The organism is Streptomyces guryensis, assembly GCF_021261325.1.
In the GTDB taxonomy this organism is placed as follows: domain Bacteria; phylum Actinomycetota; class Actinomycetes; order Streptomycetales; family Streptomycetaceae; genus Streptomyces; species Streptomyces guryensis.
Map to the genome: position 1 here is coordinate 66,792 of NZ_JAJSBI010000001.1, position 25,372 is coordinate 92,163.

Sequence of the window (25,372 nt, forward strand, 5' to 3'; positions counted from 1 at the left end):
GCGCGCATGCTTGGGCTGGACTGCTTGCAGCCGTGGCCGAGACGGCACTGCAGGGACATCAGGTGAACTCGACACCATGGGGGACACGGTGTCGCCCGCGCCCTGCGTCGCGCAGGCCGTGCTCGGTGGCTTCGAGGCCCCGGGCGGTCGCCCGAAGCGACGCGGACGCGCATCTGGGACGTCGTTTCCGCACACGTGAGGCTCAACGGGCACGGCGATCGAGACGCCGCACCCGTCGGTCAGTCGGTCGGCAGCGGCGGCAGGGAGCCCGTCCGAGCCGCCTCCCCGTACCAGAGCGCACTCGACTTCGGCGTACGAGTAAGGGTGGCGTAGTCGACATACACCGCCCCGAAACGCTTCTCGTAGCCGTACGCCCATTCGAAGTTGTCCATCAGGGACCACAGGTAGTAGCCGCGCACGTCCGCGCCGTCCGTGATCGCCCGCCGTACCGCCGCGAGGTGTTTCTGCAGGTAGGCGATGCGCTCGGGGTCGTGGACGCGGCCGTCGGGGTCGGGCTTGTCGTCGTAGGCCGCGCCGTTCTCCGTGATGTACAACGGCAGTCCGGGTGCCTCCCGCGAGTACCGCATGATCAGCTCGTGCAGGCCCGTCGGGTCGATCGTCCAGCCCATCTCGGTGCGCTCGCCCGGGGTCTGGTGGAAGGCGGCGTCGTCCGCGCCCGGCCAGGGGGAGTGGGAGCTGGCGCCGTGGCCGTCGGCGCGCGGGCCGCTCGCGTCCGCGTCGGTCGCCGAGACCAGCGCGGGCGTGTAGTAGTTGAGGCCGAGCGCGTCCAGCGGCTGGTTGATCGCACGCAGGTCGCCGTCGAGGACGTACGACCAGTCGGTGATCAGCTCGGTCGCCGCGAGCAGCGACTCCGGGTACGCCCCGTGCAGGATCGGGCCGTGGAAGACGCCGTTGGCCAGGTCGTCGATCTTCCGCACCACGGCCAGATCCGCCGGGTCCCGCGGCGAAAGCGGCCTGACCACCGCGGAGTTGAGGCTGAGCGCGACCGAGTTGCGGGCCGGCATCACCGACCGCAGGGCCGAAGTGCCCAGCCCGTGCGCCAGGTTCAGGTGGTGGGCGGCCCTCAGCGAGGCCTCCGGGTCCGTCCGGCCCGGTGCGTGCACCCCGGATCCGTAGCCCAGAAAGGCGCTGCACCACGGCTCGTTGAGCGTGATCCACTGCTCCACCCGGTCGCCCAGCGCCTCGCCCACGATCTGCGCGTACTCGGCGAACCTGAGCGCTGTGTCCCGCTCCGGCCAGCCGCCCGCGTCCTCCAGCTCCTGCGGCAGATCCCAGTGGTAGAGGGTGACGGCCGGCTTGATGCCGTGCTCGAGCAGCTCGTCGACCAGCCGCCGGTAGAAGTCCAGGCCCACCTGCACGGCCGGACCCCGTCCCGTCGGCTGCACCCGCGACCAGGAGATCGAGAAGCGGTACGCCGACAGGCCCAGCTCGGCCATGAGCGCGACGTCTTCGCGGTACCGGTGGTAGTGGTCGACAGCGATGTCACCGTGATCGCCGCCGGCGGTCTTGCCCGGCGTATGACTGAAGGTGTCCCAGATCGAGGGCGTACGGCCGTCCTCCCGCACCGCCCCCTCGATCTGGTACGCGGAGGTCGCGGCACCCCAGAGGAAGGCGGGGGGAAAGGTCACCGGGGTCGCCGGCTGTGCGGACTCAGGCATGGAAGCGCTCCCATAAGTGGTCGTTCAGACCGAAGAGTTGGAGGGGAGGGGTGGGGGAGGACAGCGGGAGGACAGAAAGAGGAGAAGGAGAGGAGAGGGGCCGAGGCGGCGCTGACCCGGCCCCGAGGGCGCGTACGACGATGGACGACGAAACCGGAATGACGAGCCGTCAGCCCTTGATCGCGCCCTGCATGATGCCGCCCACGATCTGCTTGCCGAACAGGATGAACGCGATCAGCAGCGGCAGCGTGCCCAGCAGCGCACCCGCCATGATCACCGCCTGGTCGGGGACGTAACCGGTGCCGAGCGAGTTGAGGGCGACCTGCACGGTCGGGTTCTGCTGGTTGAGGGCGATGATCGGCCACAGGAAGTCGTTCCAGGCGAACACGAACGTCAGCAGGCCGAGCACGGCCATCGCGGGGCGCGCCGCGGGGAAGACCACGTGCCAGACGACTCTCAGGCTGCTCGCGCCGTCCACCCGGGCCGCCTCGATCAGCTCGGTGGGCAGCGCCTGCACCAGGTACTGCCGCATGAAGAACGTGCCGAAGGCCGTCACCAGCGTCGGCAGGATGACCGTCTGCAGCTGGTTCGACCAGCCCAGGTGGCTCATCCACAGGTACAGCGGTACGACGGCCAGCTGCGGCGGGATCATCATCGTGCCGATGGTCAGCAGCAGCAGGACGCTGGAGAACCTGAACCGCAGCTTGGCGAAGGCGAACCCGGCGAGCGTGGAGAACAGCACCGTGGCGACGGTGATGGTGCCCGCCACGACCGTGCTGTTGAACATCGCGGTGCCCATGCCGGCCTGGTCCCAGGCGGCCTGCAGGTTCTTGAACAGGTTCCCGCCGAACCACAGCGGCGGCGGAGTCTGGGCCAGCCGGCGGTCGGTGCGGGAGGCCGCGACCGCCGTCCACACCAGGGGGGCCAGCGAGAGCAGTGCGAAGACGCTCAGTACGAGGTACGTCACCGGGCCCGCGTGCAGCTGTTTGCCCGCGCCCATCACCCGACGGGAACGGTCCTTCTTCGGCCGCGCCTGAGGCAAGGCCAGTTCACTGGTGGTCATAGGGATTTCCTCAGGCGTCGGGTGAACAGCATGTTGATCACGGCGACGATCAGCAGGATCAGGAACATCGACCAGGCGATCGCGGACGCCTTGCCGAGGTTGCCGATGATCCAGCCCTGGTCGTACATGTACAGGCCGAGCGTCTGGTACTGGTGCTCGGAGCCGCCCTTGGAGCCGCTGACCCCGCCGAACAGCAGGGGCTCACCGAAGAGCTGGGTCGCGCCGATCGTGGAGACCACCACCGTGAACAGGATGGTGGGCCTGAGCTGCGGGATCGTCACGTGCCGGAACTGCTGCCAGCGGTTGGCGCCGTCGAGCGCCGCCGACTCGTACAGGTCGATCGGGATCGCCTGCATCGCCGCCAGGTAGATCAGCGCGTTGTAACCGGTCCACCGCCAGATCACGATCGACGACACCGCGAACTGCGAACCCCAGTCGGACTCACGCCAGTTGACCGGGCCGATCCCCACGAAGTGCAGGAACCAGTTGATCATGCCGCCGTCCCACGAGTACAGCAGCGTGAAGACGAGGGTCGCCGCCGCCACAGAGGTGGCGTACGGGGTGAGCATCACGACCCGCCAGATCGTCGAGCCGCGCAGCTTGTAGTTCAGCAGGTGCGCGAGGCCGAGCGCCGCCAGCAGCTGCGGCACGGTCGAGATCACACCGATGGTGAAGGTGTTCTTCAGGGCGTTCCAGAAGAAGTCCGAGCTGAGCAGGTTCTTGTAGTTGTCCAGGCCCGCCCAGGTCTGGGTGTCCAGCGAGGACAGCTGCACGTTGTGCAGCGAGTACCAGGCCGTGTACAGCAGCGGGATCAGCGAGAACGCGCCGAAGATGATGAAGAAGGGGGCGATGAACGCGTACGGGGACGCCTTCATGTCCCAGCGGTACAGCCGGCTGCGCCAGGAGTCGGCGGCCGGGGGTGGCGTACCGCGACCTTGAGCGCCCCGGGCCGCGCCCGGCGGGGTGCCGGGCGCGGCCTCGGCGCTCGACGCGGGATGCGCGAGTGCCTGCTTGGAGCTGCTCACTGGCCGAGCACGTCCTTGATCTCGTTCTTGGCCGCGTCCCAGCCCTGCGAGGGGGTCTTGCCCTTCTGCTCGACCTGGAGGATGCCCACGTCGGTGATGGCGGTGTTGATCGGCTGGTCCTTGATCCCGAAGTACTGGCTCGGGATGGTCTTCGCGGAGTCGGCGAAGATCTGGGTGATCGGCGCGTTCGAGAAGTAGGCCGTGGTGTCCGCGGCCGGCTTCAGGGTCGAGTACGCCGACGGGGTCGACGGGAAGCTGGCCTGCTTGGCGAAGACCTTCGCCTGCTGCTCGGGCGCGGTCAGCCACTTGGCCAGGGCGATGGCCTCCTTCTGGTGCTTGCCCGCCGTCGGCACGCCGAGGAAGGAGCCGCCCCAGTTGGACGCGGTCGGGGCCGCCGCGACGTCCCAGTTGCCCTTGCCGGAGTCACCGGACTTCTGCTCGATGTAGCCGATCATCCAGGCCGGGCAGGCCACCGTGGCGAAGGTGCCGTTGGCGTAGCCCTGGTCCCACGGCTTGTCGAACTGCTTCAGCTTCGCCGACATGTTGCTGGTCGCCACCGACATCGCGACGTCCCAGGCCTTCTTCACGCCGTCGGACTTGTCCCAGACGACCTGGCCGCTGCTCTTGTCGTAGTAACGCTCGCTCGCGCCGCCGAGGGCCGCGTTGTAGACGGAGGAGGCCGAGTCCACGAACTTGGTGCCCTTGGGCGCCTTCTTCATGTACTCCTTGCCCACGTCCACGTACTTGGCCCAGTCGCCCTTCCACTGTGCGGCGAGCTTGGTGCGGTCCGTCTCCAGACCGGCCTTCTTGAACAGGTCCTTGCGGTAACAGATCGCCATCGGGCCGACGTCCGTGCCGAGGCCGATCAGCTTGCCGTCCTTGGTGGTGGCCTGGGCGTTCTTCCAGTCCAGCCACTGGGATTTGTCGACCTCCTTGCCGAGGTCGACGAACTTGCTGCCCTGCGTCTGCACGGCCTCGGTGATGTTGCCGACCTCGATCGCCTGGATGTCGTCGGTGCCGGAGCCCGCCTGCAGCCGGGTGAGGACCTTCGGCCAGTAGACGTCGGTACGGGTGGTGACGTTCTCCTTGATGCTGATGTCCGGGTGCAGCTTCATGTACTCGTCGTAGAGGCCGGCCTGCTTGTAGCCGAACACACCGAAGGTGCCGACGGTCAGCGTGGTCTTGCCCTTGGCGTTGCCTCCGCCGTCGTTCGACGAGCTGTTGTCCGAGTCGCTGGAGCAGCCGGCCAACAGCCCCGTGGCCAGCGCGGCGACGGCCGTGAGAGCCATCAGCCGACGGGACCGTCGGGTACTCGTGCCCATGTGCGTCCTCCTGTTGCCTGACGTGCCGACCCCCCGGCCAACTGCATTGTTGGGCCCGTTCTACACGCTGCGGCTCGGGCGGGGAACGTGCGGGATGTGTATGTGTCAGGTACTGTGGGAGCGCTCCCACAAGTGATGTGTTGAAGGTTCGCCGGTTCGGGCGGGGGTGTCAAGGGAGTCGGCGTGGCGAGATGTGTTCAGTTATCGGGACGTTAACTGGACGGAATGAGTCCGGTGCCTGTCGGGTATTTCAGCCCGTCCGGTGTTTCGAGGACGAGGCCGTTCAGGCCGAACGGGTGTCCGGGGCGGAGGCCCCAGCGACGTTCACTGGTCCGGCGGGGCTGTTACATTCCAGGCCAACAAGGGTTCAGCGGAGGGAGGCGGAGCCAAATGCGGAGCCGGAGCGGTGGTCGGCCCACCCTCGAAGAGGTCGCCGCGCGGGCGGGCGTGGGCCGCGGCACGGTCTCCCGCGTGATCAACGGCTCGCCCCGGGTCAGCGACGCGACCCGCGCGGCGGTCGAGGCGGCGGTGGCCGAACTCGGCTACGTCCCCAACACGGCCGCTCGCGCCCTCGCGGCCAACCGCACCGACGCGATCGCCCTGGTCGTTCCGGAGCCGGAGACCCGGTTCTTCGCGGAGCCGTACTTCTCGGACATGCTGAAGGGTGTCGGTGCCGAGCTGTCCGACACGGAGATGCAGCTCCTGCTGATCTTCGCGGGCGGCGACCGCGAGCGCCGCCGCCTCGCGCAGTACCTCGCCGCCCACCGCGTGGACGGCGTGCTGCTGGTCTCGGTGCACGCGGACGACCCGCTCCCCGACCTGCTCGCCCAGCTGGAGATCCCCGCCGTGATCAGCGGCCCCCGGTCCGCGGCGGAGACCCTGACCTCGGTGGACTCGGACAACTACGGCGGCGGCCGCTCGGCGGTGGAGCACCTGCTCTCCCGGGGCCGTCGCAAGATAGCCCACATCACCGGCCGCCTCGACGTCTACGGCGCCCAGCGTCGCGTCGACGGCTACCGCGACGCGCTGCGCGACGCGGGCCAGGAGGCCGACGAACTCCTCATCGAACCGGGCGACTTCACCGAGGAGGGCGGCCGTCGGGCCATGACGAAACTGCTCGGCCGCCGCCCGGACCTGGACGCGGTCTTCGCGGGCTCCGACGTGATGGCGGCCGGCGCCCGCCAGGTCCTGCGCGAGGAGGGCCGCCGCATCCCCGACGACGTGGCGCTCGTCGGCTACGACGACTCGGCCATCGCCCGCCACATGGACCCGCCCCTCACCAGCGTCCGCCAGCCCATAGAGGAGATGGGCCGCCGCATGATCGACCTCCTCCTCGGCGAGATCGCCGACCGCCGCCCGGCCGTCTCCCGCGACCTCGAACGCCGCCAGGTGGTCCTGGCGACGGAACTGGTGACGCGTACGTCTTCCTGATCACCGAGGGGGCCGTACGGCGTCCCCGGCCGGCAGGACGAAGGCTGCGCCGACCGCAGCCGCGGGGCGGGCAGGGGCCGGTCGAGGTTGCGTGTTTCTGCGGTGAAGCGGTCGGCGGTCGCAGGGGTGGGCAGGGGCCGTTGGGGGTTGCGCGTCTTCACGGTGGAGGCGGCCGGCAGCCATGGCGGCGGCGGAGCCCGTAGAGGCCGCGCGCCTCCACCGCGAAGTGGCCGGCAGCCACAGGGCCTGCGGAGGGCCGCCCATGCTCCGCGCCTCACAGCGAAGTGGGCCGGCGAGCCGTGACGGCAGCACACGACCCCGCGGTGCCTGCCGGATCGCGTCCCGCGGGCACGGTCCGGCACCATCGCTGCCCGGGACGCCACCACGGCGGCCTCCAGGTGCGCCCCCGCGTCGGGCTCCCGGTGCTCGAAAACAACGGCCTCCATCCGCCCGGGAACGCATGCTGACACCCATGACTCCCCACCCCCTGCTGGACGCCCGCGAGGTTCCCGCCGTCGAGCCGTATCTCCACGCCGTGGGCGAGGTGTTCCGTGCCTTCCGGGACCAGGACTCGGGCTGTGTGTCGTACGGGGTCCTTCTCCCGGACGGCGACCGCTGGTTCGTCAAGGAGGGGGTGACGGACCGGGCGCAGCGGTCCCTGGACCGGGCCTGGGCCTTTCACCGGGCGGTACGCCACCCGGTGATCGTCCCCCAGCTCCACCGCATCGGTGTACGAGGCAGCAGTCGTACCGCGACGGTGATGCCCTGGCACGGGGGAGAGCCCCTGTACGGCCCCACCGCCCGCTCCCGCTTCCGCGCCCTCCCGATCCCCCGCGTCCTCCGTGCGCTGGACCGCGTCCTCGACGCCCACCTGGCCGTGGAGGCGGCCGGCCACGTCGCGGTCGACCTCTACGACGGCGCCCTCCTCCACGACTTCGACGCCGACGATCTCCACCTCATCGACCTCGACGAATACCGCCCTGGCCCCTTCGTCCTGACGGCGGCCCGCCTCCCCGGCTCCCGCCGCTTCATGGCCCCGGAGGAGTGGAGACGGGGTTCGGTCATCGACATCCGCACCACCGTCCATGTCCTCGCCCGCACGGTCCGCCTCCTCCTGGACGCCGGTGACGACGAGCTCGCCTGGCGGGGTACGGCGGCACAGCTGGCGGTGGTGGAGCGGGGGACGCGGGCGGATCCGGGCGAACGGTTCGCGGGCGTACGGGAGTTGGCGGCGGCGTGGCGGGCGGCGACGTCAGCGGGGTAGCGGGAGCCGCCACCGGCGCTCGCCGTCCTGCTCCTCGTCCGTCGGGATGAGCCCGGCCGCGCGGGCCACCGCCGCGGAGGCGAGGCCACGCCCCTGCCAGGGGGTGCCCACGACCCAGGCGATCTCGGCGACCTCCCCGGTGGCGGTGGCCTGGACGGTCCCCACCAGCCGCGACTCCGCCCTCTCCCGCAGCACCCGGTTGCACCAGGAGGCGGAGGTGTCGGGGCAGCCGGCCACGAGCCGCTCGTAGCGGACGCGCAGGGCCGCGGGGGACAAGGGGCTACCGCCGATGAACGTGTGCAAAGCCGGGTCGGAGAGGACTTCGGTCATCTCGGCGGCGTGCGAGACGCGGAGGGGGAGGAGGTCGAGCCTCGGGGTGCTGATACCGGCGGCGTACACGGGGCGCCTCCCGGGAAACGAATCAGCCGGTGACCCTTCTCAGGGTCACCGGCTGATTACTCAGGGTGAGTGACGGGACTCGAACCCGCGACATCCTGGACCACAACCAGGTGCTCTACCAGCTGAGCTACACCCACCACGACCGGCGGTCTACTTCGTGGTTTTCCGACCGGCCGAGAAAAAGTGTACAGGGTCCGAAGGGGTGCTCGCGCACGCCTTTTGCGACGCCCGCTCAGGTTCCTTGCTCCGCAGGCAGGACGTGCTTCGCGGCGATCGACCTGGCGGTGTCGGAGTCGGGGCCGGGCTGCGGCACGAAGATCGCCTCGCGGTAGTAGCGCAGCTCCGCGATGGACTCGCGGATGTCGGCGAGGGCGCGGTGGTTGCCGTTCTTCTCGGGGCTGTTGAAGTAGGCCCGCGGGTACCAGCGCCGCGCCAGCTCCTTGACGCTCGACACGTCGACGATCCGGTAGTGGAGATAGTCCTCCAGCGTCGGCATGTCGCGGAGCAGGAAGCCGCGGTCGGTGCCGACCGAGTTGCCGCACAGCGGGGCCTTGCCGGGTTCCTTGACGTGTGCGCGGACGTAGGCGAGGACCTGTTCCTCCGCGTCGGCCAGCGTCGTGCCGCCGGCGAGTTCGTCCAGCAGCCCGGACGCGGTGTGCATCTGACGCACCACCTCCGGCATCGTCTCCAGTGCCTTGGACGGCGGACGGATGACGATGTCGACACCCTCGCCGAGGATGTTCAGCTCGGAGTCGGTGACGAGGGCGGCCACCTCGATGAGAGCGTCGTCGGACAGCGAGAGGCCGGTCATCTCGCAGTCGATCCACACCATGCGATCGTTCATGCGACCACCCTAAGGCTGGCGCCCGCAAAATCGGCCCCTCCGGTGTTCGAGGAGCAGGAGTACGGGGGGAGGGGGTGGGTGGCCTCGGTCACCCACCCCCTCCTCGCCGTCACGTACCGCTGCGCTGCCCCGGCAGGCTCGCCCGGCTCGTCACATAGGCCTCGCGGCCGTTCTCGGCCGCGGCGGAAAGTGACGCACCCGACCCGACGGCACTCGCCGCGGCGCGGCGGCTCTGCAGCGGAACCGGCCCCTCCGGGTGGAGCAGGGGCGCGGGCCCCGGCGCCCCGGCGGTGCCCTCCACGTCGGCCGGCTTGTCACTCTGCGGACGGCGAGCGCGGTACGCGGCGCGGTAGGCCGCCGGAGACGACCCCAGCTGACGGCGGAAGTGACCGCGCAGGGCCACCGGCGAGCGGAAGCCGCAGCGGCCCGCGACCTCGTCCACCGAGTAGTCCGACGTCTCCAGCAGCCGCTGCGCCTGCAGCACCCGCTGGGTGATCAGCCACTGGAGCGGGGCGCTGCCCGTGAGCGAGCGGAACCGGCGGTCGAAGGTGCGCCGACTCATGTACGCACGCGCGGCGAGGGTCTCCACGTCGAACTGCTCGTGGAGGTGCTCCAGCGCCCAGGCGACGACCTCTGCGAGCGGGTCGGCGCCGATCTCCTCTGGTAAAGACCGATCGAGGTAGCGCTCCTGACCGCCCGACCGGCGCGGCGGCACGACCAGACGCCGGGCCAGTGCGCCCGCCGCCTCGTTGCCGTGGTCCGTCCGCACGATGTGGAGACAGAGATCGATTCCGGCCGCCGTACCGGCGGACGTCAGCACATCGCCGTCGTCGACGAAGAGCTCTCTCGGATCGACGTGCACCGACGGGTAGCGCTTGGCCAGCGTCGGTGCGTACATCCAGTGTGTGGTCGCGGGGCGGCCGTCCAGCAGGCCCGCCGCAGCCAGCACGAAGGCGCCGGTGCACAGCCCGACTATGCGGGCGCCTTCCTCGTGCGCCCGGCGCAGCGCGTCGAGCGCCTCCTCCGGCGGCGGAGACGTGATCGAGCGCCAGGCCGGCACGACGACCGTGCCGGCGCGCGATATCGCCTCCAGGCCATGTGGCGCGGTGAGTTCCAGGCCCCCTGTGGTCCGCAGCGGGCCTTCCTCGCCGCCGCACACCAGCAGTCGGTAGCGCGGGACGCCGGCGTCCTGGCGGTCGATCCCGAAGACCGACAGCGGTATGGAACTCTCGAAGATGGGGCCGCCGCTGAACAGCAGCACCGCGACGATCTCCTTGCGGCGTCGCCCGGAAAGCTTCCGGGCCGCGGCTTCCGGCGCGGCAGTGGAGTCGTGGCTCATACTGCTAAGCCCCCCTCGGTGGTCGCGGCTCCTCGGTTGTGTCGCTCCTGCACGTTTCCCCTCGGTCCTGCACGAGTCCCCCGCCGTAAGACGTCAAGATCGAATCTACTGTGTCGCACGGTGCCGGTGTGACCAGTTCGCCAACCGGCACATTGTCGACATGGCAACTTGGCGTGAAGCATTCGATCACGAAGCGTTGCACTCACGGGCCGTGCAGGGAAGTGCGCCTTGTCGCAGTGGCCAATCCACGTAGGGTACGCGGGGCCCCCGAGCCCCTTTCTCTGCAGGTGGAACGGGGGTTGGGGGGTGGTCGGGGCAAGGGGTGCGCAGGGTCCGGAAGTTGGCTGAAAAGCATCGGACGCGTGCGCGGAAACCGGTCAGCCGACCGGTGTACTTCCCCCAGTGTGACGCCTGCCTCTGTGAGCACCCGTGCCGCTCCTGTGATGGCGGCCCCGACGGGACGTGTGGTCCTCGCTCGGCGGGCGGGCCGCCACCCGTTCGGACTGGCGCAGCAGCAGCCGGCACACCGCGGTGACGGCGGCGAGGCCGAACGCGGTGCCCGCGGCGCCGGCGAGCGAGGTGCCGTACCAGAGAAGGACCACGGGGACGAGGACGCAGCTGAACGCCGCCCAGCGGACGACATCGGTCACGGTGTCCTGGGGCGGGGCGGTCGCGCGGGGAGTCTCGGGGGTGGGGTGCGGTCCGGACATGCGTGCTCCCTGGGGCCTGGGTCTCGGTGTTCAACGCGTGTTCGACCGGGCGGTCACTGTACGCCCGCCGCCGCAGGCCCCCCGGGCAAGTGAACCCCGTGCAAACCGCCTGTACAGCGCAGCAACCATTGCGTTACGGGCGCACCCTCGTGCATGCTCCCTGGAACCCCCACGCCCTGTGGGTGGGATCTGGGCTAAGGAGGCGTGCCGCCGTACCCTTGGGGGTATGGGGTTGGGAAGATGATTCCCGGACACAGCTCCGCCGCACCTGCTGCATCCGTCAGCGAGTCCCGCTCGCGGGCCCTCCCATAAAGGATCAAAACGCCGAGACAGCCATGGCCGGTCACGAATTCTTCGAACCCGCGGACCGCAAGCGCCCCGTCGCCGATCCCACGGCGGCCGAGCCCCAGGCGGCCGAAGAGCCACGCCATTCCTGCGATCCAGCCTTCAAGCACGGCGTGGTCGTCGGCTTCGACGGCTCCACGTCCAGCGAGCGCGCCCTCGCCTACGCGATCGGCATGGCCCATCGTTCCGGATCGGGCCTGATCATCGTCCACGTCGCCAACCGGCTGCCCACCACGGTGTGGGCCGGCTGTGAGCCACCGGTCTTCGTCGATGTGCCCGACCACCGCACCGAGGTGCTGGGCCTTGAGCTCGCCTGTGCGGACTATCTGGCCGAGGTGCCCTGGATCCTGGTCGAGCGCGGCGGCGACATCTGCCACGAACTCGAAGAGGTGGGGCGGGAGTACGAGGCGGACGCCATCGTCGTCGGCTCCACGCAGGGCATCGTGGGGCGGATTTTCGGCTCCGTCGCGGGTCGGCTCGCCAAGCGGGCGAAGCGGCCCGTCGTTGTCATTCCGTAACTCCTCGTTCCCCCAGGTGAGATGCGATCCGGGAACGGCCTGCCTCCTTTGTGCAGCGCGCAAATCTACTCGCGCGTAGAGGTGTTTGTGCCCTTGTGAAGGGCATATATCGGTCACCGCACAACTGCACATGCATGAAGGGAGCCCGCCGTGGACAACGACGTCTCCGCGGGAAGCGGAACCACTACCGTGGTCGGCCGACTCGCCCTGGGTATCACCCTGTTGGCGTTCGGACTCGGATACACCGACGTGATCAATGGCGTGTCGGCCGCTGACGCCGTCTCACTGGCCCACTACGTAGGCGGCGTTGCGCTCTTCGTCGCCGGACTCCTCGCCTTCCGCGACGGTGACTCCGTCAACGGGACGGCGTACTCGGCGCTCGGCGCCCTCTGGTTCACCTGGGCCGTCACAGCCGGGGCCGCCATGTCCGCCAACGCGGCCGGTCTGTTCCTGCTGCTGTTCGCCCTCGTGGCGTTGTCGCTCACCCTCGCGGGCGGGGACCAACTCACGCAGGGGACGTACGGGTTGTTCTTCGTCTCCCTGGTGCTTCTCGCCATCGCGCAGTTCGCGACGAGCGGGTCGCTCGCGAAGGTGGGCGGTTGGTTTGCCGTGGCGGCCGGGGCGGTTGCCTGGTACGCGGCCACGGCGGCTCTCGCGCACTGGCCGACGGTGCTTCCTCGGCGTGCTGCCGGTCGGGGCGTGACGGCCGCCGGCTAGCTGCGCAGGCCGGGGGTTTGGGCGGCCCCCGGCGAATGGAGCGGACCCCCACGTGCTTGGTGGCAGCACGTCGGGGTCCGTTCCCCTTTTTGCGCCTAAACCGGCGCCGCTCTCGCGGACGTGGCTGCTCGCCGTAGGGGTTACTCAACTATCGCTTCGGCCGTCGCAGGGACTTCCTACTCGACCGTCACCGACTTGGCGAGGTTCCGGGGCTTGTCGATGTCCCTGCCCAGAGCCAATGCCGTGTGGTAGGCGAGGAGTTGGAGGGGGATGCCCATGAGGATGGGGTCGAGTTCGTCCTCGTTCTTCGGGACGATGATCGTCTCGTCGGCCTTCTCCTCGTGCTGGTGGGCCACCGCGAGGATGCGGCCGCTGCGGGCCTTGATCTCCTCCATGGCGGCACGGTTCTTCTCCAGGAGGTCGTCGTCGGGGACGATCGCGACCGTGGGGAGGGCCGGCTCGATGAGGGCCAGGGGGCCGTGCTTGAGCTCGGAGGCCGGGTAGGCCTCGGCGTGGATGTACGAGACCTCCTTCAGCTTGAGGGAGGCCTCACGGGCCACCGGGTAGCCCCGGACGCGGCCGATGAAGAGCATCGAGCGGGCGTCGGCGTACTGCTCGGCCAGCTTCTTGATCTCCTCCTCCTGCGCCAGGATCTCGGTGATCTGGGCGGGGAGCCTGCGCAGGCCCTCGATGATCCGCTTGCCGTCGCGGACCGAGAGGTCGCGGGTGCGGCCCAGGTGCAGGGCGAGCAGGGCGAAGGCCACGGTGGTGTTCGTGAAGCACTTCGTCGAGACGACGCAGACCTCGGGGCCCGCGTGGACGTAGATGCCCGCGTCCGCCTCGCGGGCGATCGCCGAGCCGACCACGTTCACGACGCCGAAGACCCGTGCGCCCTTGCGCTTCAGCTCCTGGACGGCCGCGAGGACGTCGTAGGTCTCGCCGGACTGGGAGACGGCCACGTAGAGCGTGTCGGGGTCCACGACCGCGTTGCGGTAGCGGAATTCGGAGGCCGGCTCGGCGTCTGCCGGGATGCGGGCCAGTTCCTCGATCATCTGGGCGCCGATCATGCCCGCGTGGTACGAGGTGCCGCAGCCGAGGATCTTCACCCGGCGGATCTGGCGGGCCTCGCGGGCGTCCAGGTTGAGGCCGCCGAGGTGCACGGTGGAGAAGCGGTCGTCGATACGGCCGCGCAGCACGCGGTCCACGGCCTCGGCCTGCTCGTGGACCTCCTTGTGCATGTACGTGTCGTGGCCGCCCATGTCGTACGAGGCCGCCTCCCACTCCACGGTGGTGGGTTCCGCCGTGGTGCGGGTGCCCTCCGTCGTGTACGTGCGGAAGTCGTCGGCCTTGAGGGTGGCCATCTCGCCGTCGCCGAGAGTCACTATCTGCCGCGTGTGCGCGACCAGGGCGGCGATGTCCGAGGCGACGAACATCTCCTTCTCGCCGATTCCGAGGACCACCGGGGAGCCGTTGCGGGCCACCACGATCCGGTCCGAGAAGTCGGCGTGCATCACGGCGATGCCGTACGTGCCCTCGATGACCCGGAGGGTCTCGCGGACCTTCTCCTCCAGGGTCTCCGCCTGGGAGCGGGCGACGAGGTGGACGAGTACCTCGGTGTCCGTCTCGGAGAGGAACTCGACGCCGTCCGCCTCCAGCTTGCGGCGCAGGTCGGAGGCGTTGTCGATGATGCCGTTGTGGACGACCGCGACCTTCTGGTCGGTCGACATGTGCGGGTGGGCGTTCACGTCGGAGGGGGCGCCGTGGGTGGCCCAGCGGGTGTGGGCGATGCCGGTCGTGCCCTTGAAGCGGGCCGGGACCTTGGCCTCCAGGTCGCGGACGCGGCCCTTGGCCTTGACCATCTTCAGCCCGGCCGTCCTGGGGGACGTCACGACGATGCCGGCCGAGTCGTAGCCGCGGTATTCGAGCCGCTGCAGGCCCTCCAGCAGGAGGGGGGCCACGTCACGCTTCCCGATGTATCCGACGATTCCGCACATATATATACGTAGTCCTAGCCGTAGACGATGCGGCGCAACTGCCTGAGCGTAAGCTCCGGCGGCGCGACCGCCCGGTATTTCAGATCCGCCTCGATCCGTTCGAAGATCTCCGCGTTCACCAGGCCCTGGGCCTGCAACTCGCGGTGGCGGCGACGGACGTACTCCACGGTCGTCTCGTCGAAGTAGGCGAGCACGTCCTGGATCACCCGCAGTGCCTCGCCCCTGCTGAGGGGCGTGGACCGCGTCAGATGATCAACAAGTTCGTCGTGCACCCGGTAGATCCTGAGGTACCGGAGACGGTTTCGCAAGAATCCTGCCCGATATCGGGCAAGTGACTGTTGATGTTCTTGTGAACCTCTGTTCGCAGGCCGTCCATCCTGAGTCCTGCGCCGCGTTGCTCAAGTCGACGAGTTTCAGACGCCATGGACATACCTCGTATGGGAGTACCGGAGCAGCTGGCCGAGCGCATGAGCATGGCCGAGCAGCACGAGTACCTGCGCGCGAGATTCTCGCGGCGCAACCTGATGAGAGGCGGCGCCGTGACGATCGGCGCCGTCACCGGTGGCGCGTTCGTGCCGGGTGCCGTGGCCCAGGCCGCGGTTCCGACGCAGAGCACCGCCCCCGCGGCCGAGTACGTCGACGGTGCACTCGTCGCCCCCTTCGGCCGCCACCTCGCCTACGGCAACGACGCCAGCACCGAGATGACCGTCTCCTGGCAGGTGCCGGTCGCGGTGAAGAAGCCCTTCATCCGTATCGGCGCCCACCCATGGGACCTCTCCCGCAAGATCGAGGCCGAGGTCCGCAGCCTCTACACCCCGGCCGGGGTCGGCGCGAGCGGCGACCACACGCAGTACTACGTCCACGCCAAGCTCAGCCATCTTCGCCCCGGCAAGACGTACTACTACGGCGTCGGCCACCAGGGCTTCGACCCGGCCGAGCCGCATCTGCTCGGCACCCTCGGCACTTTCACCACCGCCCCCGCGCACAAGAAGCCGTTCACCTTCACGGCCTTCGGCGACCAGGGTGTCAGCTACCACGCGCTGGCCAACGACAGCCTGATCCTCGGCCAGAACCCGTCCTTCCACCTGCACGCCGGAGACATCGCCTACGGCGACCCGGCCGGCCAGGGCAAGTCCACCGACACCGGCTTCGACTCGCGCACCTGGGACCAGTTCCTCGCCCAGACCGAGTCGGTCGCCAAGTCCGTGCCGTGGATGGTGAGTTACGGCAACCACGACATGGAGGCCTGGTACTCGCCCAACGGCTACGGCGGCGAGGAGGCCCGCTTCACGCTCCCCGACAACGGGCCGGACAAGGCGAACCTGCCGGGCGTCTACTCCTTCGTGCACGGCAACACGGCGATCATCTCGCTCGACCCGAACGACGTGTCGTACGAGATTCCCGCCAACCTCGGCATCTCCGGCGGCACCCAGACCAAGTGGTTCGAGGCGCAGCTGAAGAGGTTCCGGGCGTCGAAGGAGATCGACTTCATCGTCGTGTTCTTCCACCACTGCGCGTACTGCACCTCCACCGCGCACGCCTCGGAGGGGGGCGTGCGCCAGGAGTGGGTGCCGCTGTTCGAGAAGTACACGGTGGACCTGGTCATCAACGGCCACAACCACCAGTACGAGCGCACCGACGTCATCAAGGGCGACAAGGTCGTCAAGAAGCTGCCGATCGGCGAGACGGCGTACTCCGAGACCGAGGGCGTCGTCTACGTGACGGCGGGTGCGGCGGGCCGCAGCCTGTACGCGTTCAGCGCGCCGGACTCCTACGAGGGGCACGAGCACGAGGTCGACTCCGTCGCCTCGTTCATCAACACCAAGGACGGCAAGGTCAACGAGACCGTCGCCTGGTCCCGGGTGCGCTACCTGAACTACTCCTTCCTGCGCGTGGACGTCGAGCCCGCGCCGCGCGGCCACTACGCCAAGCTGAAGGTGTCGGGCATCGCCGAGACCGGTGACCGCATCGACCACTTCACGGTGGCGCGCAAGGCCAAGTAGGCAAGTACACCCCGAAGGCAGGGTGTACTTCCCGCCCGCAGGCGGTCCTCACATCGCCTTGAGGACCGCCTGTTTGGCCATCGCGAACTCCTCGTCCGTCAGGACGCCCGTGCGGTGCAGTTCGCCGAGTTCGCGCAGCCGCCGCAGCAGCGCGTCGTGGTCGTCCTCGCGCCCGTCGGCGGGGGCGAGCCGTCGGGGGGCGTGCGGCTCCAGAGCCGGTACGTCCGGGACGGCCGCCGCCGAGGGATGCGGCAGCCTTGCCTGCACGGCCGCCGCGACCAGCGCCATCAGCGGGTCCTTCTTGAAGCCCCACAGCTCCACGGAGTTGTGGTCGTACTTGGGTGGCGCCTTGGTGCCCGCGCCCCGTACGGTGAAGCGCAGATGCCCGTTCTCCAGGCCGGCCGCGGGCTGCCACTCCACGGCGAGGAGGTCGGTGACGGCCAGCGTGCGGGGGCCGGCGGCAGCCTTGGCGTCCTCCGTCTTCCAGTTCCACTCCAGGCGGACGTGCTCGCCGTCGAAGCTCGCGGTGCCGTCCCCGGCGGAGACGGAGAGCGGGACGGACGGGCCGGGGAGCAGGTACTCGTCCACCGGTTCGGACGGGACCTCGTCCAGCAGCAGGGCGGCTCGTACCTCGTCCGTGAAGTACTCCGCGACCCCGTACCGGTCGGATTCGACGAGCAGCTGGTAGGGGTCGTTGGGCTCGGTGAGGCGGCCGCCGGAGGCGTGCAGCAGCGGGTCGGCGCCGTCGCGCAGCCGTAGCCTGAGCCGCCCCGCCTTCTTGCCCTGCTCGAACGAGATCCCCGCCAACGCGCCCATTGGCACGACGAGTTCACCCAGTGTCCGGCGGAGCAGGCTGACGTTTCTGTCCCGCCCGGGGGTCAGTCGCAGGGCGTCGCCGTCGAAGGCCCAGATGCCGTCCCGCTGGATGATTTCCGCCATGGGGGGATTGTTTCACCGGATCTGAGGGAGAGTGGTCTCTACCAATTCCGAAGGGAGCGCATGTGAGACTGCACCGCGTTCTGGGGTCGCTGCTGCTCGTGGCGGCGACCGGCACCTTCACGGTCGGAGCGACTACGGTGACGAAAGCGGACCCGACCCCGCTCGACCGGGTGGTTCCGGCACCCGCGTCGGTCACCCCGGGAGGCTCTCCGTACCGCATCACCGGTTCCACCGCCATCCGCGTCGACGACTCCCCGAAGGTGCGCCGGATCGGCGAGTACCTCGCGGACATCCTGCGCCCGTCGACCGGCTACCGGCTGCCCTTGGTCACATGGGGCCGGGCCGGCATCCAGCTGCGGCTGACGAACGGCAGGTTCGGGGCGGAGGGCTATCGCCTGGACAGCGGAGACGGCGGCATCACCATCACCGCCACCGAGCCCGCCGGCCTCTTCCACGGCGTCCAGACCCTGCGCCAGCTGCTCCCGGCGGCGGTCGAGAAGGACTCCGTCCAGCCCGGCCCGTGGCTCGTCGCGGGCGGCACCATCACGGACCGCCCGCGCTACGGCTACCGCGGCGCCATGCTCGATGTCTCCCGCCACTTCTTCACGGTGGCCCAAGTCAAGCGTTACATCGACCAGTTGGCCCTCTACAAGATCAACGAGCTGCATCTGCACCTCAGTGACGACCAGGGCTGGCGCATCGCCATCGACTCCTGGCCGAGGCTCGCGCCCTACGGCGGCTCGACGGAGGTGGGCGGCGGCCCCGGCGGCCACTACACCAAGGCCGACTACCAGGAGATCGTCCGGTACGCCGCCTCCCGCTATCTGGAGGTCGTCCCCGAGATCGACCTGCCCGGCCACACCAACGCGGCCCTCGCCTCGTACGCCAAGCTGAACTGCGACGGCACGGCGCCCCCGCTCTACACCGGCACCGACGTCGGCTTCAGCTCGCTGTGCGTCGGCAAGGACGTCACCTACGACTTCGTGGACGACGTCGTCCGCGAGCTGGCCGCGATCACACCCGGCCGCTATCTCCACATCGGCGGCGACGAGGCGCACTCCACCAGCCACGAGGACTACGTCAAGTTCATGGACCGGGTGCAGCCGATCGTCGCCGAGTACGGCAAGACCGTCATCGCCTGGCACCAGCTGACCGGCGCGTACCCGGCCAAGGGGGCCATCGCTCAGTACTGGGGCCTGGACGACACCGACGCGGCGGAGAAGGCGCAGGTCGCGAAGGCCGCGCAGAACGGGACCGGGCTGATCCTCTCGCCCGCCGACCGGATCTACCTTGACATGAAGTACACCGAGGACACCCCGCTCGGCCAGGACTGGGCCGGGCTGGTGGAGGTGAAGCGGTCGTATGACTGGGATCCCGGCAACTACCTCGCCGGAGCGCCGAGTTCGGCGATCAGGGGCGTCGAGGCACCGCTGTGGACCGAGACGATCGTGACGGACGCCGACATCGACGCCATGGTGTTCCCGCGGCTGGCGGGGGCGGCCGAGCTCGGCTGGTCGCCGGCGTCCACGCACGACTGGGACGCCTACAAGGTGCGGCTGGCTGCGCAGGCTGCGCGGTGGGATGCGCTGGGGATCGGCTATTACCGTTCGCCCCAGGTTCCTTGGTAGTTCGTCTGATCGCCGGCGGGGGCTGGTCGCGCAGTTCCCCGCGCCCCTAAGGGCGCTACAGGTGCCGGACGTGTCGGCGGGCGCCCCCGGAGGACCGTACTCCGGGGGCGCCCGCCGGTCTGTGGCAGGGGCTATACCCCTGCGATGGGATTCTTCAGGTTGCCGATCAGATGGAGGGCCCCCGCCGGGTCCGCCAGGTCGACCATCTGCCTGTTGTTGCGCAACTGGAGCCGGTTGAGGCAGGACAGGGCGAACTCCGGGGCGAACATGTCGTACCGCTGGAACTTCTCGGTGAGTTCGGGCACCGACTCCTGGTACTCGCGGGTGACCTCCGCGACCGTCCGCCAGAAGTCGTCCTCCTCCAGGATCCCCTCGGTGGCGAGGTTCGCGGCGAGGAAGCGGAAGAAGCAGTCGAAGACATCCGTGAAGACGGACAGGAGCTTCTTGTCCTCGGGGACCTCCACGCGCAGCCGCTCGACCGTCGGCGGGAGCACCGCGTCCGGGTCCATGACGGCGATCTCCTCGGCGATGTCCTTGTAGATCGCGCGCTGCACGACCCCGTCCTTCAGGACCAGGATCACGTTCTCGCCGTGCGGCATGTAGACCAGGTCGTAGGCGTAGAAGCTGTGCAGGAGGGGCGTGAAGTACGCCCGCAGGTAGTGCCGCAGCCACTCCGTCGGCGCCAGGCCCGACTGCTCGACCAGCGCGCCCGCGAAGGACGCGCCCTCCTGGTCGACATGGACGAGACAGGCCATGGTGGCGAGCGACTCGCCGTCCCGGAGGCCGGGGACCGGGCTCTCGCGCCACAGGGCCGCGAGCATCTTGCGGTACGGCGAGTAGCGGTCCGTCGCCTTCTCGTACTCCAGGTGCCGGTATCCGACGGCGGCCCGCTCGCGGATGATGGACAGGCCGGTGGACTTCAGCACCGGGTCGCCCTCGATCAGTTGGGCCAGCCAGTCGTTGATGGCGGGGGTGGCCTCCATGTAGGCGGCCGACAGTCCGCGCATGAAGCCCATGTTGAGGACCGACAGGGCGGTCTTCACATAGTGCTTCTCGGGGTGCGAGCTGTTGAAGAAGGTCCGGATGGACTGCTGGGCCAGGTACTCGTCGTCGCCCTCGCCCAGGCACACCAGGTGCCGGCGCGCGACCTCGGCGGCGAAGGTGACGGTGAGCTTGTTCCACCACTGCCAGGGGTGGACGGGGATGAGGAGGTAGTCGGCGGGGTCCAGGCCCTGCTCGCGCAGGAGGCCGTGGAACCGCTCGACGGTCCGCTCGCCCAGCTCCTCCCGTACGAAGGTCTCGTACTCGATCCCGACGCCCGCGGTGAAGGCGGCGCGCGACCTGTGCGCGGCCAGCCACACCAGGCGGACCGGGCTCGCGGTCTCGGGGGCGTACGACAGGTACTCGTGGATGCCGAAGCCGAGCCGTCCGTTGTTCGCGACGAAGCAGGGGTGGCCCTCGGTCATACCGGTCTCGACGGCCTGGAAGCCGGAGCGGGTCAGCTCGGCGACCGGGATCTGCGGTTTGGCGAGCTTGTAGCAGGTGCCGGAGACGGTGGAGGAGATCTCCTCCAGATAGACGGGGAGGACCTCGTCGCTCAGGCCCAGCGCTGTCCTCAGCTCGATGAAGAAGTCCAGGGCGGCGAGGGGGAGTTCGGTGCCGTCGCGGTGGCGGGTGATCGAGTCGGCGTCGACCTGCCAGTGGTCGAGGGCGCGGCGCGTGGCGGTGAAGCGGTAGCGGGTCAGGCCGTCGTCGCTGCGGACGACGTACCCGTTTTCGGCGGTGGCTTCCGGTGTGATGAGCCGCTCGTGCGCGAACTCGGCGAGCGCCTTGCGGATCAGCAGGCGGTTGGCCTTCTCCCAGCGTTCGGGGGAGAGGTGGGCGACGGCGTCGGCGAGGGTCATGAGGGCACCACCGTGTTCTCGAACTGTTCGCGCGTGCAGAAGCTCAGCAGCGCCTTCTTCTCCGGCTTGCGGATCTCGCGTTCGGGCACGAACCCGACGGCCTCGTTCAGGGCGTGGACGGCCTTGTTGGACACGTCCGGTTCGACGACGACGCGCCGCACCGCCGGGTCCTCGAAGAGGCGTGCCATCACGGCGGTGATGACGGACCGGGTGAAGCCGTGGACGGGTGTGTCGGTGGCGGGGGTCAGGAAGTGCATGCCGATGTCGCCCGGCTGCGGCTCGTAGAGGCCGACCAGCTCGCGGTGGGCGGGGTCGTAGTACTCCATCAGGAAGGCGGGTTCGCCGTCCCCGTCGAGCCCGAGCAGCGCGTGATGGTGCTCGTCGGCCGCGATCTCCATGTAGGCGCGCTCGACGTCCTCCGGTTTCGCGTCCTGCATCATCCAGAAGGCGGCCTTGGGGTGGGTGACCCAGGTGTGCAGGAGTCCGGCGTCGGTCAGCGGGTCGAGAGGGCGGAAGGTGAAGGCCGTGGGGCTCATGCGGTGAACTCCTGGAACGCGATGGTCTTCTCGACCGGGTAGTACTCGGTGCCCAGCAGCTCGCGGATGATGTAGCTGTTGCGGTAGGCGCCCATGCCCAGGTCGGGGCTGGTGATGCCGTGGGTGTGCACGCCGGCGTTCTGCAGGAAGACGCCCCGGCCGGTGGTGTCGATGGAGTAGTTGCGGGCGACGTCGAAGTTGCCGTGCGCGTCGTAGAGCAGCCGGTCCCGTACGGGCTTCAGGAACTCCGGCTCGGCGTACCGGTAGCCGGTGGCCAGGATCAGCCCCTCGGACTCGATCTCGTAGTCCTTCTCCTGCTCCTCCTGGCGGAAGGAGAGCGTGTACGCGCCGTCCTCGTGACGCGCGCTGTTCAGCGAGGAGTTGGTGAGCAGGCGGGTGGGCACGGGACCGCCGAGGTTCTTCTGGTAGAGCAGGTCGAAGATCTCGTTGATCAGGTCGCCGTCGATGCCCTTGAACAGGCCTTTCTGCTCAGCCGTGAGCCGGTACCGGGTGGCCTCCGGCAGCTCCCGGTAGTAGTCGATGTACTCCGGGGAGGTCATCTCCAGCGTGAGCTTCGTGTATTCGAGGGGGAAGAAGCGCGGGGAGCGGGTGACCCAGTTCAGCCGGTAGCCGTGGACGTCGATCTCGCTGAGCAGGTCGTGGTAGATCTCGGCGGCGGACTGCCCGGAGCCGACCAGCGTGATCGACTCCTTGCGCTGCAGCTCCGCCTTGTGCTGCACATAGCGGGAGTTGTGGATGAAGTCGCCGCCCAGGTCCCGGCAGGACTCGGGGATGTGCGGCGGGGTGCCCGTGCCCAGGACGAGGTGGCGGGCGCGGTAGACGTCTTGGCCCTCGGTGCGGACGAGGTAGTGCTCGGCCTCTTCGTCGTACGTCACCTCGGTGACCGTCGTACCGAAGCGGACGCCGGTCAGGTTGTGCGCGGCCCAGCGGCAGTAGTCGTCGTACTCGACGCGGAGGGGGTAGAAGGTCTCGCGGATGTAGAACGAGTACAGCCGGCCCTTCTCCTTGAGGTAGTTGAGGAAGGAGTACGGCGAGGTCGGGTCGGCGAGGGTGACCAGGTCCGACATGAACGGGGTCTGGAGGTGGGCGCCGTCCAGGAACATGCCCGCGTGCCACTCGAAGTCCGGCTTCGACTCCAGGAAGACGCCGTCGAGCTCGGCGATCGGCTCGGTCAGACAGGCCAGGCCGAGGTTGAACGGGCCGAGTCCGATCCCCACGAAGTCATGGGTTCTGGTCGGGTTTTCAGGACGCGCGGTCAAGGGACTCTCCCAGGTACTGCTCGGCGTGGCCGGCTATCAGGTCGAGGACGGCGGCGATGTCGTCGGTCGTCGTCTCGGGGTTGAGCAGGGTGAACTTCAGGTAGTGGCGGCCGCCCACCTTGGTGCCCGCGACCACCGCGTCACCGGAGGCGAACAGGGCCCCCCGGGCATACAGGTTGGCGCGGTCGATCTCGGCCGGGTCGGTGACCGCGGCCGGGATGTAGCGGAAGACGAGGGTGGAGAGGCCGGGCTCCACGACGACGTCGTAGCGCGGGTCGGCGGCGAGCAGCTTCCAGCCCTCGGCGGCCAGGTCGCACACCTCGTCGAAGAGCTGACCGATCCCGTCGGCGCCCATCACGCGCAGCGTCATCCACAGCTTGAGAGCGTCGAAGCGGCGGGTGGTCTGCAGGGACTTGTCGACCTGGTTGGGGATGCGCTCGGTGACCATACGGCGCGGGTTCAGGTACTCGGCGTGGTAGGTCGCGTGGCGCAGGGTCGAGGCGTCCCGGACCAGCACGGCGGACGAACTCACCGGCTGGAAGAAGGACTTGTGGTAGTCGACGGTGACCGAGTCGGCGCGCTCGATGCCCTCGATGCGGTCCCGGTACCTGAGCGAGGCGAGCAGCCCGCAGCCGTACGCAGCGTCCACGTGCAGCCAGGCGCCGAACCGGGCGCACAGTTCGGCGACCTCGGGCAGCGGGTCGATGGAGCCGAAGTCGGTGGTGCCCGCGGTGGCGACGACGGCCATGGGGACCAGGCCGTCCCTCTTGCAGCGCTCCAGCTCCCGGGCGAGGGCGACGGTCTGCATCCGCTTGTCGTGGTCGACGGGGATCGGCACCACCGAGTCCTGCCCGAGGCCCAGCAGTTTCGCGGACTTCTTCACGCTGAAGTGGCTTGCCTCGGAGGTGAAGACACGCAGTTTCGCCGGGGAGTCGCTCTTGGCCTCCTCGCGGGCCAGCAGCAGCGCCTGCAGGTTGGACTGGGTGCCTCCGGAGGTGAACACACCGTCGGCGTTCTCGCCCAGCCCGATGCGGGCGGTCGTCCAGTCGATGAGCCTGCGCTCGATCAGGGTGCCGCCGGCCGACTGGTCCCAGGTGTCCAGGGAGGAGTTGACGGCGGACAGGACGGCCTCGCCGAGCACTGCCGGGATGACGACCGGGCAGTTGAGGTGGGCGAGGTAGCGGGGGTGGTGGAAGTAGACCGCGTCGCGGAGGTAGACGTCCTCCAGCTCGTCCAGGACCGCACTGGTGTCGCCGAGCGGCCGGTCGAGGTCGATGGCGTCGATCCGGGGAGTGAGGGCGTCGACGGTGACACCGGTGAACGGACGGTCGGTGGTGGCGAGTTTGGCCGCCACCCGCTCGACTCCTTCGGTCACGGAGCGGCGGTAGTGCTCCGCGGTCAGGTCATTGAGCAGGTGCGAGCGCATGGGGGGTCCTCCGGTGGGGACAGTCCGGGCGGGGACGAGGGACGAGGTTGGCCCGATGGATTTAGGTAAGGCTAACCTAACTTTATTGGGTTTGATCCCGCCCCTCCCGTGACCGCCGTCACTCCTGTTCGCGCAACTGCTCCTCGCTCAGGCCCTGTCGCCAGTAGCCGACGAAGGTGACCCGCCGCCGGTCGATGCCGTGCTCCCTGACGAGTTGCCGGCGCAGCTGCTTCACGCTCCCGCTCTCGCCCGCGATCCAGGCGTACGGGCGCTCGGCGGGCGGGAACCGGTCGGTGCGCAGGGCGTCGAGGGCCATGGGGGACCCCTCGACGCCGCCCGCGTCCCGGACCAGCCAGGTGATCTCGGCGTCGGCGCCGGTCGCCAGGTCCTGGATGTCCCCGGCGTCGCGCACCTCCAGCCAGACCCGGGCACGGGCGCCGGCCGGCAGCGACTCCAGGATCGCCGAGACGGCCGGAACGGCGGTCTCGTCCCCCCAGATCAGCATCAGATCGGTGTCCGCGGGCGGCCGGAACCGGATCGCCCGGTTGTCCGCGACCGCGGGCCCGAGCAGCACGACACGATCACCTGCGGCGGCCTCCGCGGCCCACCGTGAGGCCGGGCCCGCCGGGGTGTGCAGGACGAAGTCGATGTCGATCTCGTCGGGGTCGCGGCGCAACGCCCGCAGCGTGTACGAACGCATCACCGCCCGCACGTCGTCCGGCAGTTCACGCCATGCCTGCCACCACCCGTCACCCAGCTCGTACGGTACGGCGGGCTCGCTCTGCCCGGGATGCGGCAGGAACAGCGACAGGGACTGGTCGCGTCCGTCGGAGGAGAAGTTCCGCAGGTCGTCCCCGCCGAAGGTCACCCGCACCAGAGACGGCCCGAGCCGCCTCGTCCGTACGACCTGGAGGGCAAAGAAACGGAAGGGGGCGGCTACGGCGGTGGTCACATGTGCTCCCTGGGTCGACGCGCGCCATAAGGGGCGCGGGGAACTGCGCGACCA

General features: G+C 69.4%; 22 protein-coding genes and 1 tRNA gene. 6 read left to right on the top strand and 17 right to left on the bottom strand.

Annotation, left to right across the window (positions count from 1 at the left end):
• Window positions 1-239: 239 nt before the first annotated feature.
• From LJ657_RS00340 to LJ657_RS00355, 4 genes are all read right to left on the bottom strand, one after another.
• Window positions 240-1,679 (bottom strand): GH1 family beta-glucosidase, encoded by a 1,440-nt coding sequence (locus LJ657_RS00340; RefSeq protein ID WP_232646049.1) that lies wholly within the window; start codon window positions 1,677-1,679, stop codon window positions 240-242.
• A gap of 169 nt (window positions 1,680-1,848) precedes the next feature.
• Window positions 1,849-2,742 carry a carbohydrate ABC transporter permease gene (locus LJ657_RS00345; protein WP_232646050.1) on the bottom strand — a complete coding sequence of 298 codons (894 nt, stop codon included), beginning with the start codon at window positions 2,740-2,742 and terminating at the stop codon, window positions 1,849-1,851.
• The gene (locus tag LJ657_RS00350) at window positions 2,739-3,767 is read right to left on the bottom strand and encodes a carbohydrate ABC transporter permease (RefSeq protein WP_232646051.1); all 1,029 of its coding nucleotides are present in this window, start codon (window positions 3,765-3,767) and stop codon (window positions 2,739-2,741) included. Before LJ657_RS00350 ends, LJ657_RS00345 begins: the two co-directional genes overlap by 4 nt.
• Window positions 3,764-5,089 carry an ABC transporter substrate-binding protein gene (locus LJ657_RS00355; RefSeq protein ID WP_232646052.1) on the bottom strand — a complete coding sequence of 442 codons (1,326 nt, stop codon included), beginning with the start codon at window positions 5,087-5,089 and terminating at the stop codon, window positions 3,764-3,766. The genes LJ657_RS00350 and LJ657_RS00355 overlap by 4 nt, the downstream gene beginning before the upstream one ends.
• Window positions 5,090-5,479: 390 nt before the next feature.
• On the opposite strand from LJ657_RS00355, the gene LJ657_RS00360 reads away from it, so the two are divergent.
• Both LJ657_RS00360 and LJ657_RS00365 read left to right on the top strand, forming a co-directional pair.
• Window positions 5,480-6,520, top strand: a complete 1,041-nt coding sequence (locus LJ657_RS00360; protein WP_232646053.1) for a LacI family DNA-binding transcriptional regulator — start codon at window positions 5,480-5,482, stop codon at window positions 6,518-6,520.
• Window positions 6,521-6,992: 472 nt separating this feature from the next.
• A complete protein-coding gene (locus LJ657_RS00365; protein ID WP_232646054.1) occupies window positions 6,993-7,784 on the top strand; it encodes a serine/threonine protein kinase in 792 nt (263 codons plus the stop codon).
• Here LJ657_RS00365 and LJ657_RS00370 read toward each other — a convergent pair.
• The 5 genes from LJ657_RS00370 to LJ657_RS00390 all read right to left on the bottom strand — a co-directional run bounded on the left by LJ657_RS00370 (window position 7,773) and on the right by LJ657_RS00390 (window position 11,076).
• Complete coding sequence (locus LJ657_RS00370; RefSeq protein ID WP_232646055.1) at window positions 7,773-8,183, bottom strand: GNAT family N-acetyltransferase; 411 nt, start codon at window positions 8,181-8,183, stop codon at window positions 7,773-7,775. The two genes, LJ657_RS00365 and LJ657_RS00370, sit on opposite strands and share 12 nt — an antisense overlap.
• 64 nt (window positions 8,184-8,247) lie before the next feature.
• A tRNA-His gene (locus LJ657_RS00375) sits at window positions 8,248-8,320 on the bottom strand.
• Window positions 8,321-8,415: 95 nt separating this feature from the next.
• Window positions 8,416-9,027, bottom strand: coding sequence for an oligoribonuclease (gene orn, locus LJ657_RS00380; RefSeq protein WP_232646056.1), 612 nt, complete (start codon window positions 9,025-9,027; stop codon window positions 8,416-8,418).
• A gap of 109 nt (window positions 9,028-9,136) precedes the next feature.
• Complete coding sequence (locus LJ657_RS00385) at window positions 9,137-10,366, bottom strand: helix-turn-helix domain-containing protein (RefSeq protein WP_232646057.1); 1,230 nt, start codon at window positions 10,364-10,366, stop codon at window positions 9,137-9,139.
• Between the two features lie 377 nt (window positions 10,367-10,743).
• Window positions 10,744-11,076: a hypothetical protein gene (locus tag LJ657_RS00390; RefSeq protein ID WP_232646058.1), complete on the bottom strand. Its 333-nt coding sequence runs from the start codon at window positions 11,074-11,076 to the stop codon at window positions 10,744-10,746.
• A 335-nt stretch (window positions 11,077-11,411) separates the two neighbouring features.
• Here LJ657_RS00390 and LJ657_RS00395 point away from each other — a divergent pair, with 335 nt between their 5' ends.
• Window positions 11,412-11,939: a universal stress protein gene (locus tag LJ657_RS00395; protein ID WP_115908015.1), complete on the top strand. Its 528-nt coding sequence runs from the start codon at window positions 11,412-11,414 to the stop codon at window positions 11,937-11,939.
• 150 nt (window positions 11,940-12,089) lie between these two features.
• Window positions 12,090-12,656: a GPR1/FUN34/YaaH family transporter gene (locus LJ657_RS00400; protein ID WP_232646059.1), complete on the top strand. Its 567-nt coding sequence runs from the start codon at window positions 12,090-12,092 to the stop codon at window positions 12,654-12,656.
• Window positions 12,657-12,832: 176 nt separating this feature from the next.
• Here the strand turns inward: LJ657_RS00400 and glmS are convergent, their stop codons facing one another.
• The gene (gene glmS, locus LJ657_RS00405) at window positions 12,833-14,650 is read right to left on the bottom strand and encodes a glutamine--fructose-6-phosphate transaminase (isomerizing) (protein ID WP_232646060.1); all 1,818 of its coding nucleotides are present in this window, start codon (window positions 14,648-14,650) and stop codon (window positions 12,833-12,835) included.
• Window positions 14,651-14,664: 14 nt separating this feature from the next.
• The gene (locus LJ657_RS00410) at window positions 14,665-14,922 is read right to left on the bottom strand and encodes a hypothetical protein (RefSeq protein ID WP_232646768.1); all 258 of its coding nucleotides are present in this window, start codon (window positions 14,920-14,922) and stop codon (window positions 14,665-14,667) included.
• 165 nt (window positions 14,923-15,087) lie between these two features.
• Here LJ657_RS00410 and LJ657_RS00415 point away from each other — a divergent pair, with 165 nt between their 5' ends.
• On the top strand, window positions 15,088-16,653 hold the full coding sequence (locus LJ657_RS00415; RefSeq protein WP_232646769.1) for a purple acid phosphatase family protein: 1,566 nt from the start codon (window positions 15,088-15,090) through the stop codon (window positions 16,651-16,653).
• Between the two features lie 48 nt (window positions 16,654-16,701).
• Here LJ657_RS00415 and LJ657_RS00420 read toward each other — a convergent pair whose 3' ends face one another.
• Entirely contained in the window at window positions 16,702-17,592 is an 891-nt protein-coding gene (locus LJ657_RS00420; protein ID WP_232646061.1) for a DUF4429 domain-containing protein, read from the bottom strand.
• 62 nt (window positions 17,593-17,654) lie between these two features.
• On the opposite strand from LJ657_RS00420, the gene LJ657_RS00425 reads away from it, so the two are divergent.
• Window positions 17,655-19,220 (top strand): beta-N-acetylhexosaminidase, encoded by a 1,566-nt coding sequence (locus LJ657_RS00425; protein ID WP_232646062.1) that lies wholly within the window; start codon window positions 17,655-17,657, stop codon window positions 19,218-19,220.
• 131 nt (window positions 19,221-19,351) lie between these two features.
• On the opposite strand, the gene LJ657_RS00430 is transcribed toward LJ657_RS00425, so the two are convergent.
• The 5 genes from LJ657_RS00430 to LJ657_RS00450 all read right to left on the bottom strand — a co-directional run bounded on the left by LJ657_RS00430 (window position 19,352) and on the right by LJ657_RS00450 (window position 25,318).
• Window positions 19,352-21,124 carry an IucA/IucC family protein gene (locus LJ657_RS00430; RefSeq protein WP_232646063.1) on the bottom strand — a complete coding sequence of 591 codons (1,773 nt, stop codon included), beginning with the start codon at window positions 21,122-21,124 and terminating at the stop codon, window positions 19,352-19,354.
• Window positions 21,121-21,660, bottom strand: coding sequence for a GNAT family N-acetyltransferase (locus LJ657_RS00435; protein WP_232646064.1), 540 nt, complete (start codon window positions 21,658-21,660; stop codon window positions 21,121-21,123). The genes LJ657_RS00430 and LJ657_RS00435 overlap by 4 nt, the downstream gene beginning before the upstream one ends.
• Complete coding sequence (locus LJ657_RS00440) at window positions 21,657-22,940, bottom strand: lysine N(6)-hydroxylase/L-ornithine N(5)-oxygenase family protein (RefSeq protein ID WP_232646065.1); 1,284 nt, start codon at window positions 22,938-22,940, stop codon at window positions 21,657-21,659. The genes LJ657_RS00435 and LJ657_RS00440 overlap by 4 nt, the downstream gene beginning before the upstream one ends.
• Window positions 22,924-24,366 (bottom strand): lysine decarboxylase DesA, encoded by a 1,443-nt coding sequence (desA, locus tag LJ657_RS00445; protein ID WP_232646066.1) that lies wholly within the window; start codon window positions 24,364-24,366, stop codon window positions 22,924-22,926. Before desA ends, LJ657_RS00440 begins: the two co-directional genes overlap by 17 nt.
• Window positions 24,367-24,484: 118 nt before the next feature.
• On the bottom strand, window positions 24,485-25,318 hold the full coding sequence (locus LJ657_RS00450) for a siderophore-interacting protein (protein WP_232646067.1): 834 nt from the start codon (window positions 25,316-25,318) through the stop codon (window positions 24,485-24,487).
• Window positions 25,319-25,372: the final 54 nt, after the last annotated feature.

Excerpts from the sequence above, each read along its gene's own strand:
- LJ657_RS00435 (WP_232646064.1), bottom strand. The coding sequence starts at position 21,660 with ATGAGCCCCACGGCCTTCACCTTCCGCCCTCTCGACCCGCTGACCGAC.
- LJ657_RS00395 (WP_115908015.1), top strand. The coding sequence starts at position 11,412 with ATGGCCGGTCACGAATTCTTCGAACCCGCGGACCGCAAGCGCCCCGTC.
- LJ657_RS00365 (WP_232646054.1), top strand. The coding sequence starts at position 6,993 with ATGACTCCCCACCCCCTGCTGGACGCCCGCGAGGTTCCCGCCGTCGAG.
- LJ657_RS00385 (WP_232646057.1), bottom strand. The coding sequence starts at position 10,366 with ATGAGCCACGACTCCACTGCCGCGCCGGAAGCCGCGGCCCGGAAGCTT.
- LJ657_RS00360 (WP_232646053.1), top strand. The coding sequence starts at position 5,480 with ATGCGGAGCCGGAGCGGTGGTCGGCCCACCCTCGAAGAGGTCGCCGCG.
- LJ657_RS00420 (WP_232646061.1), bottom strand. The coding sequence starts at position 17,592 with ATGGCGGAAATCATCCAGCGGGACGGCATCTGGGCCTTCGACGGCGAC.
- LJ657_RS00415 (WP_232646769.1), top strand. The coding sequence starts at position 15,088 with ATGGGAGTACCGGAGCAGCTGGCCGAGCGCATGAGCATGGCCGAGCAG.
- LJ657_RS00390 (WP_232646058.1), bottom strand. The coding sequence starts at position 11,076 with ATGTCCGGACCGCACCCCACCCCCGAGACTCCCCGCGCGACCGCCCCG.
- LJ657_RS00355 (WP_232646052.1), bottom strand. The coding sequence starts at position 5,089 with ATGGGCACGAGTACCCGACGGTCCCGTCGGCTGATGGCTCTCACGGCC.
- glmS (WP_232646060.1), bottom strand. The coding sequence starts at position 14,650 with ATGTGCGGAATCGTCGGATACATCGGGAAGCGTGACGTGGCCCCCCTC.
- LJ657_RS00345 (WP_232646050.1), bottom strand. The coding sequence starts at position 2,742 with ATGACCACCAGTGAACTGGCCTTGCCTCAGGCGCGGCCGAAGAAGGAC.
- orn (WP_232646056.1), bottom strand. The coding sequence starts at position 9,027 with ATGAACGATCGCATGGTGTGGATCGACTGCGAGATGACCGGCCTCTCG.
- LJ657_RS00340 (WP_232646049.1), bottom strand. The coding sequence starts at position 1,679 with ATGCCTGAGTCCGCACAGCCGGCGACCCCGGTGACCTTTCCCCCCGCC.
- LJ657_RS00430 (WP_232646063.1), bottom strand. The coding sequence starts at position 21,124 with ATGACCCTCGCCGACGCCGTCGCCCACCTCTCCCCCGAACGCTGGGAG.
- desA (WP_232646066.1), bottom strand. The coding sequence starts at position 24,366 with ATGCGCTCGCACCTGCTCAATGACCTGACCGCGGAGCACTACCGCCGC.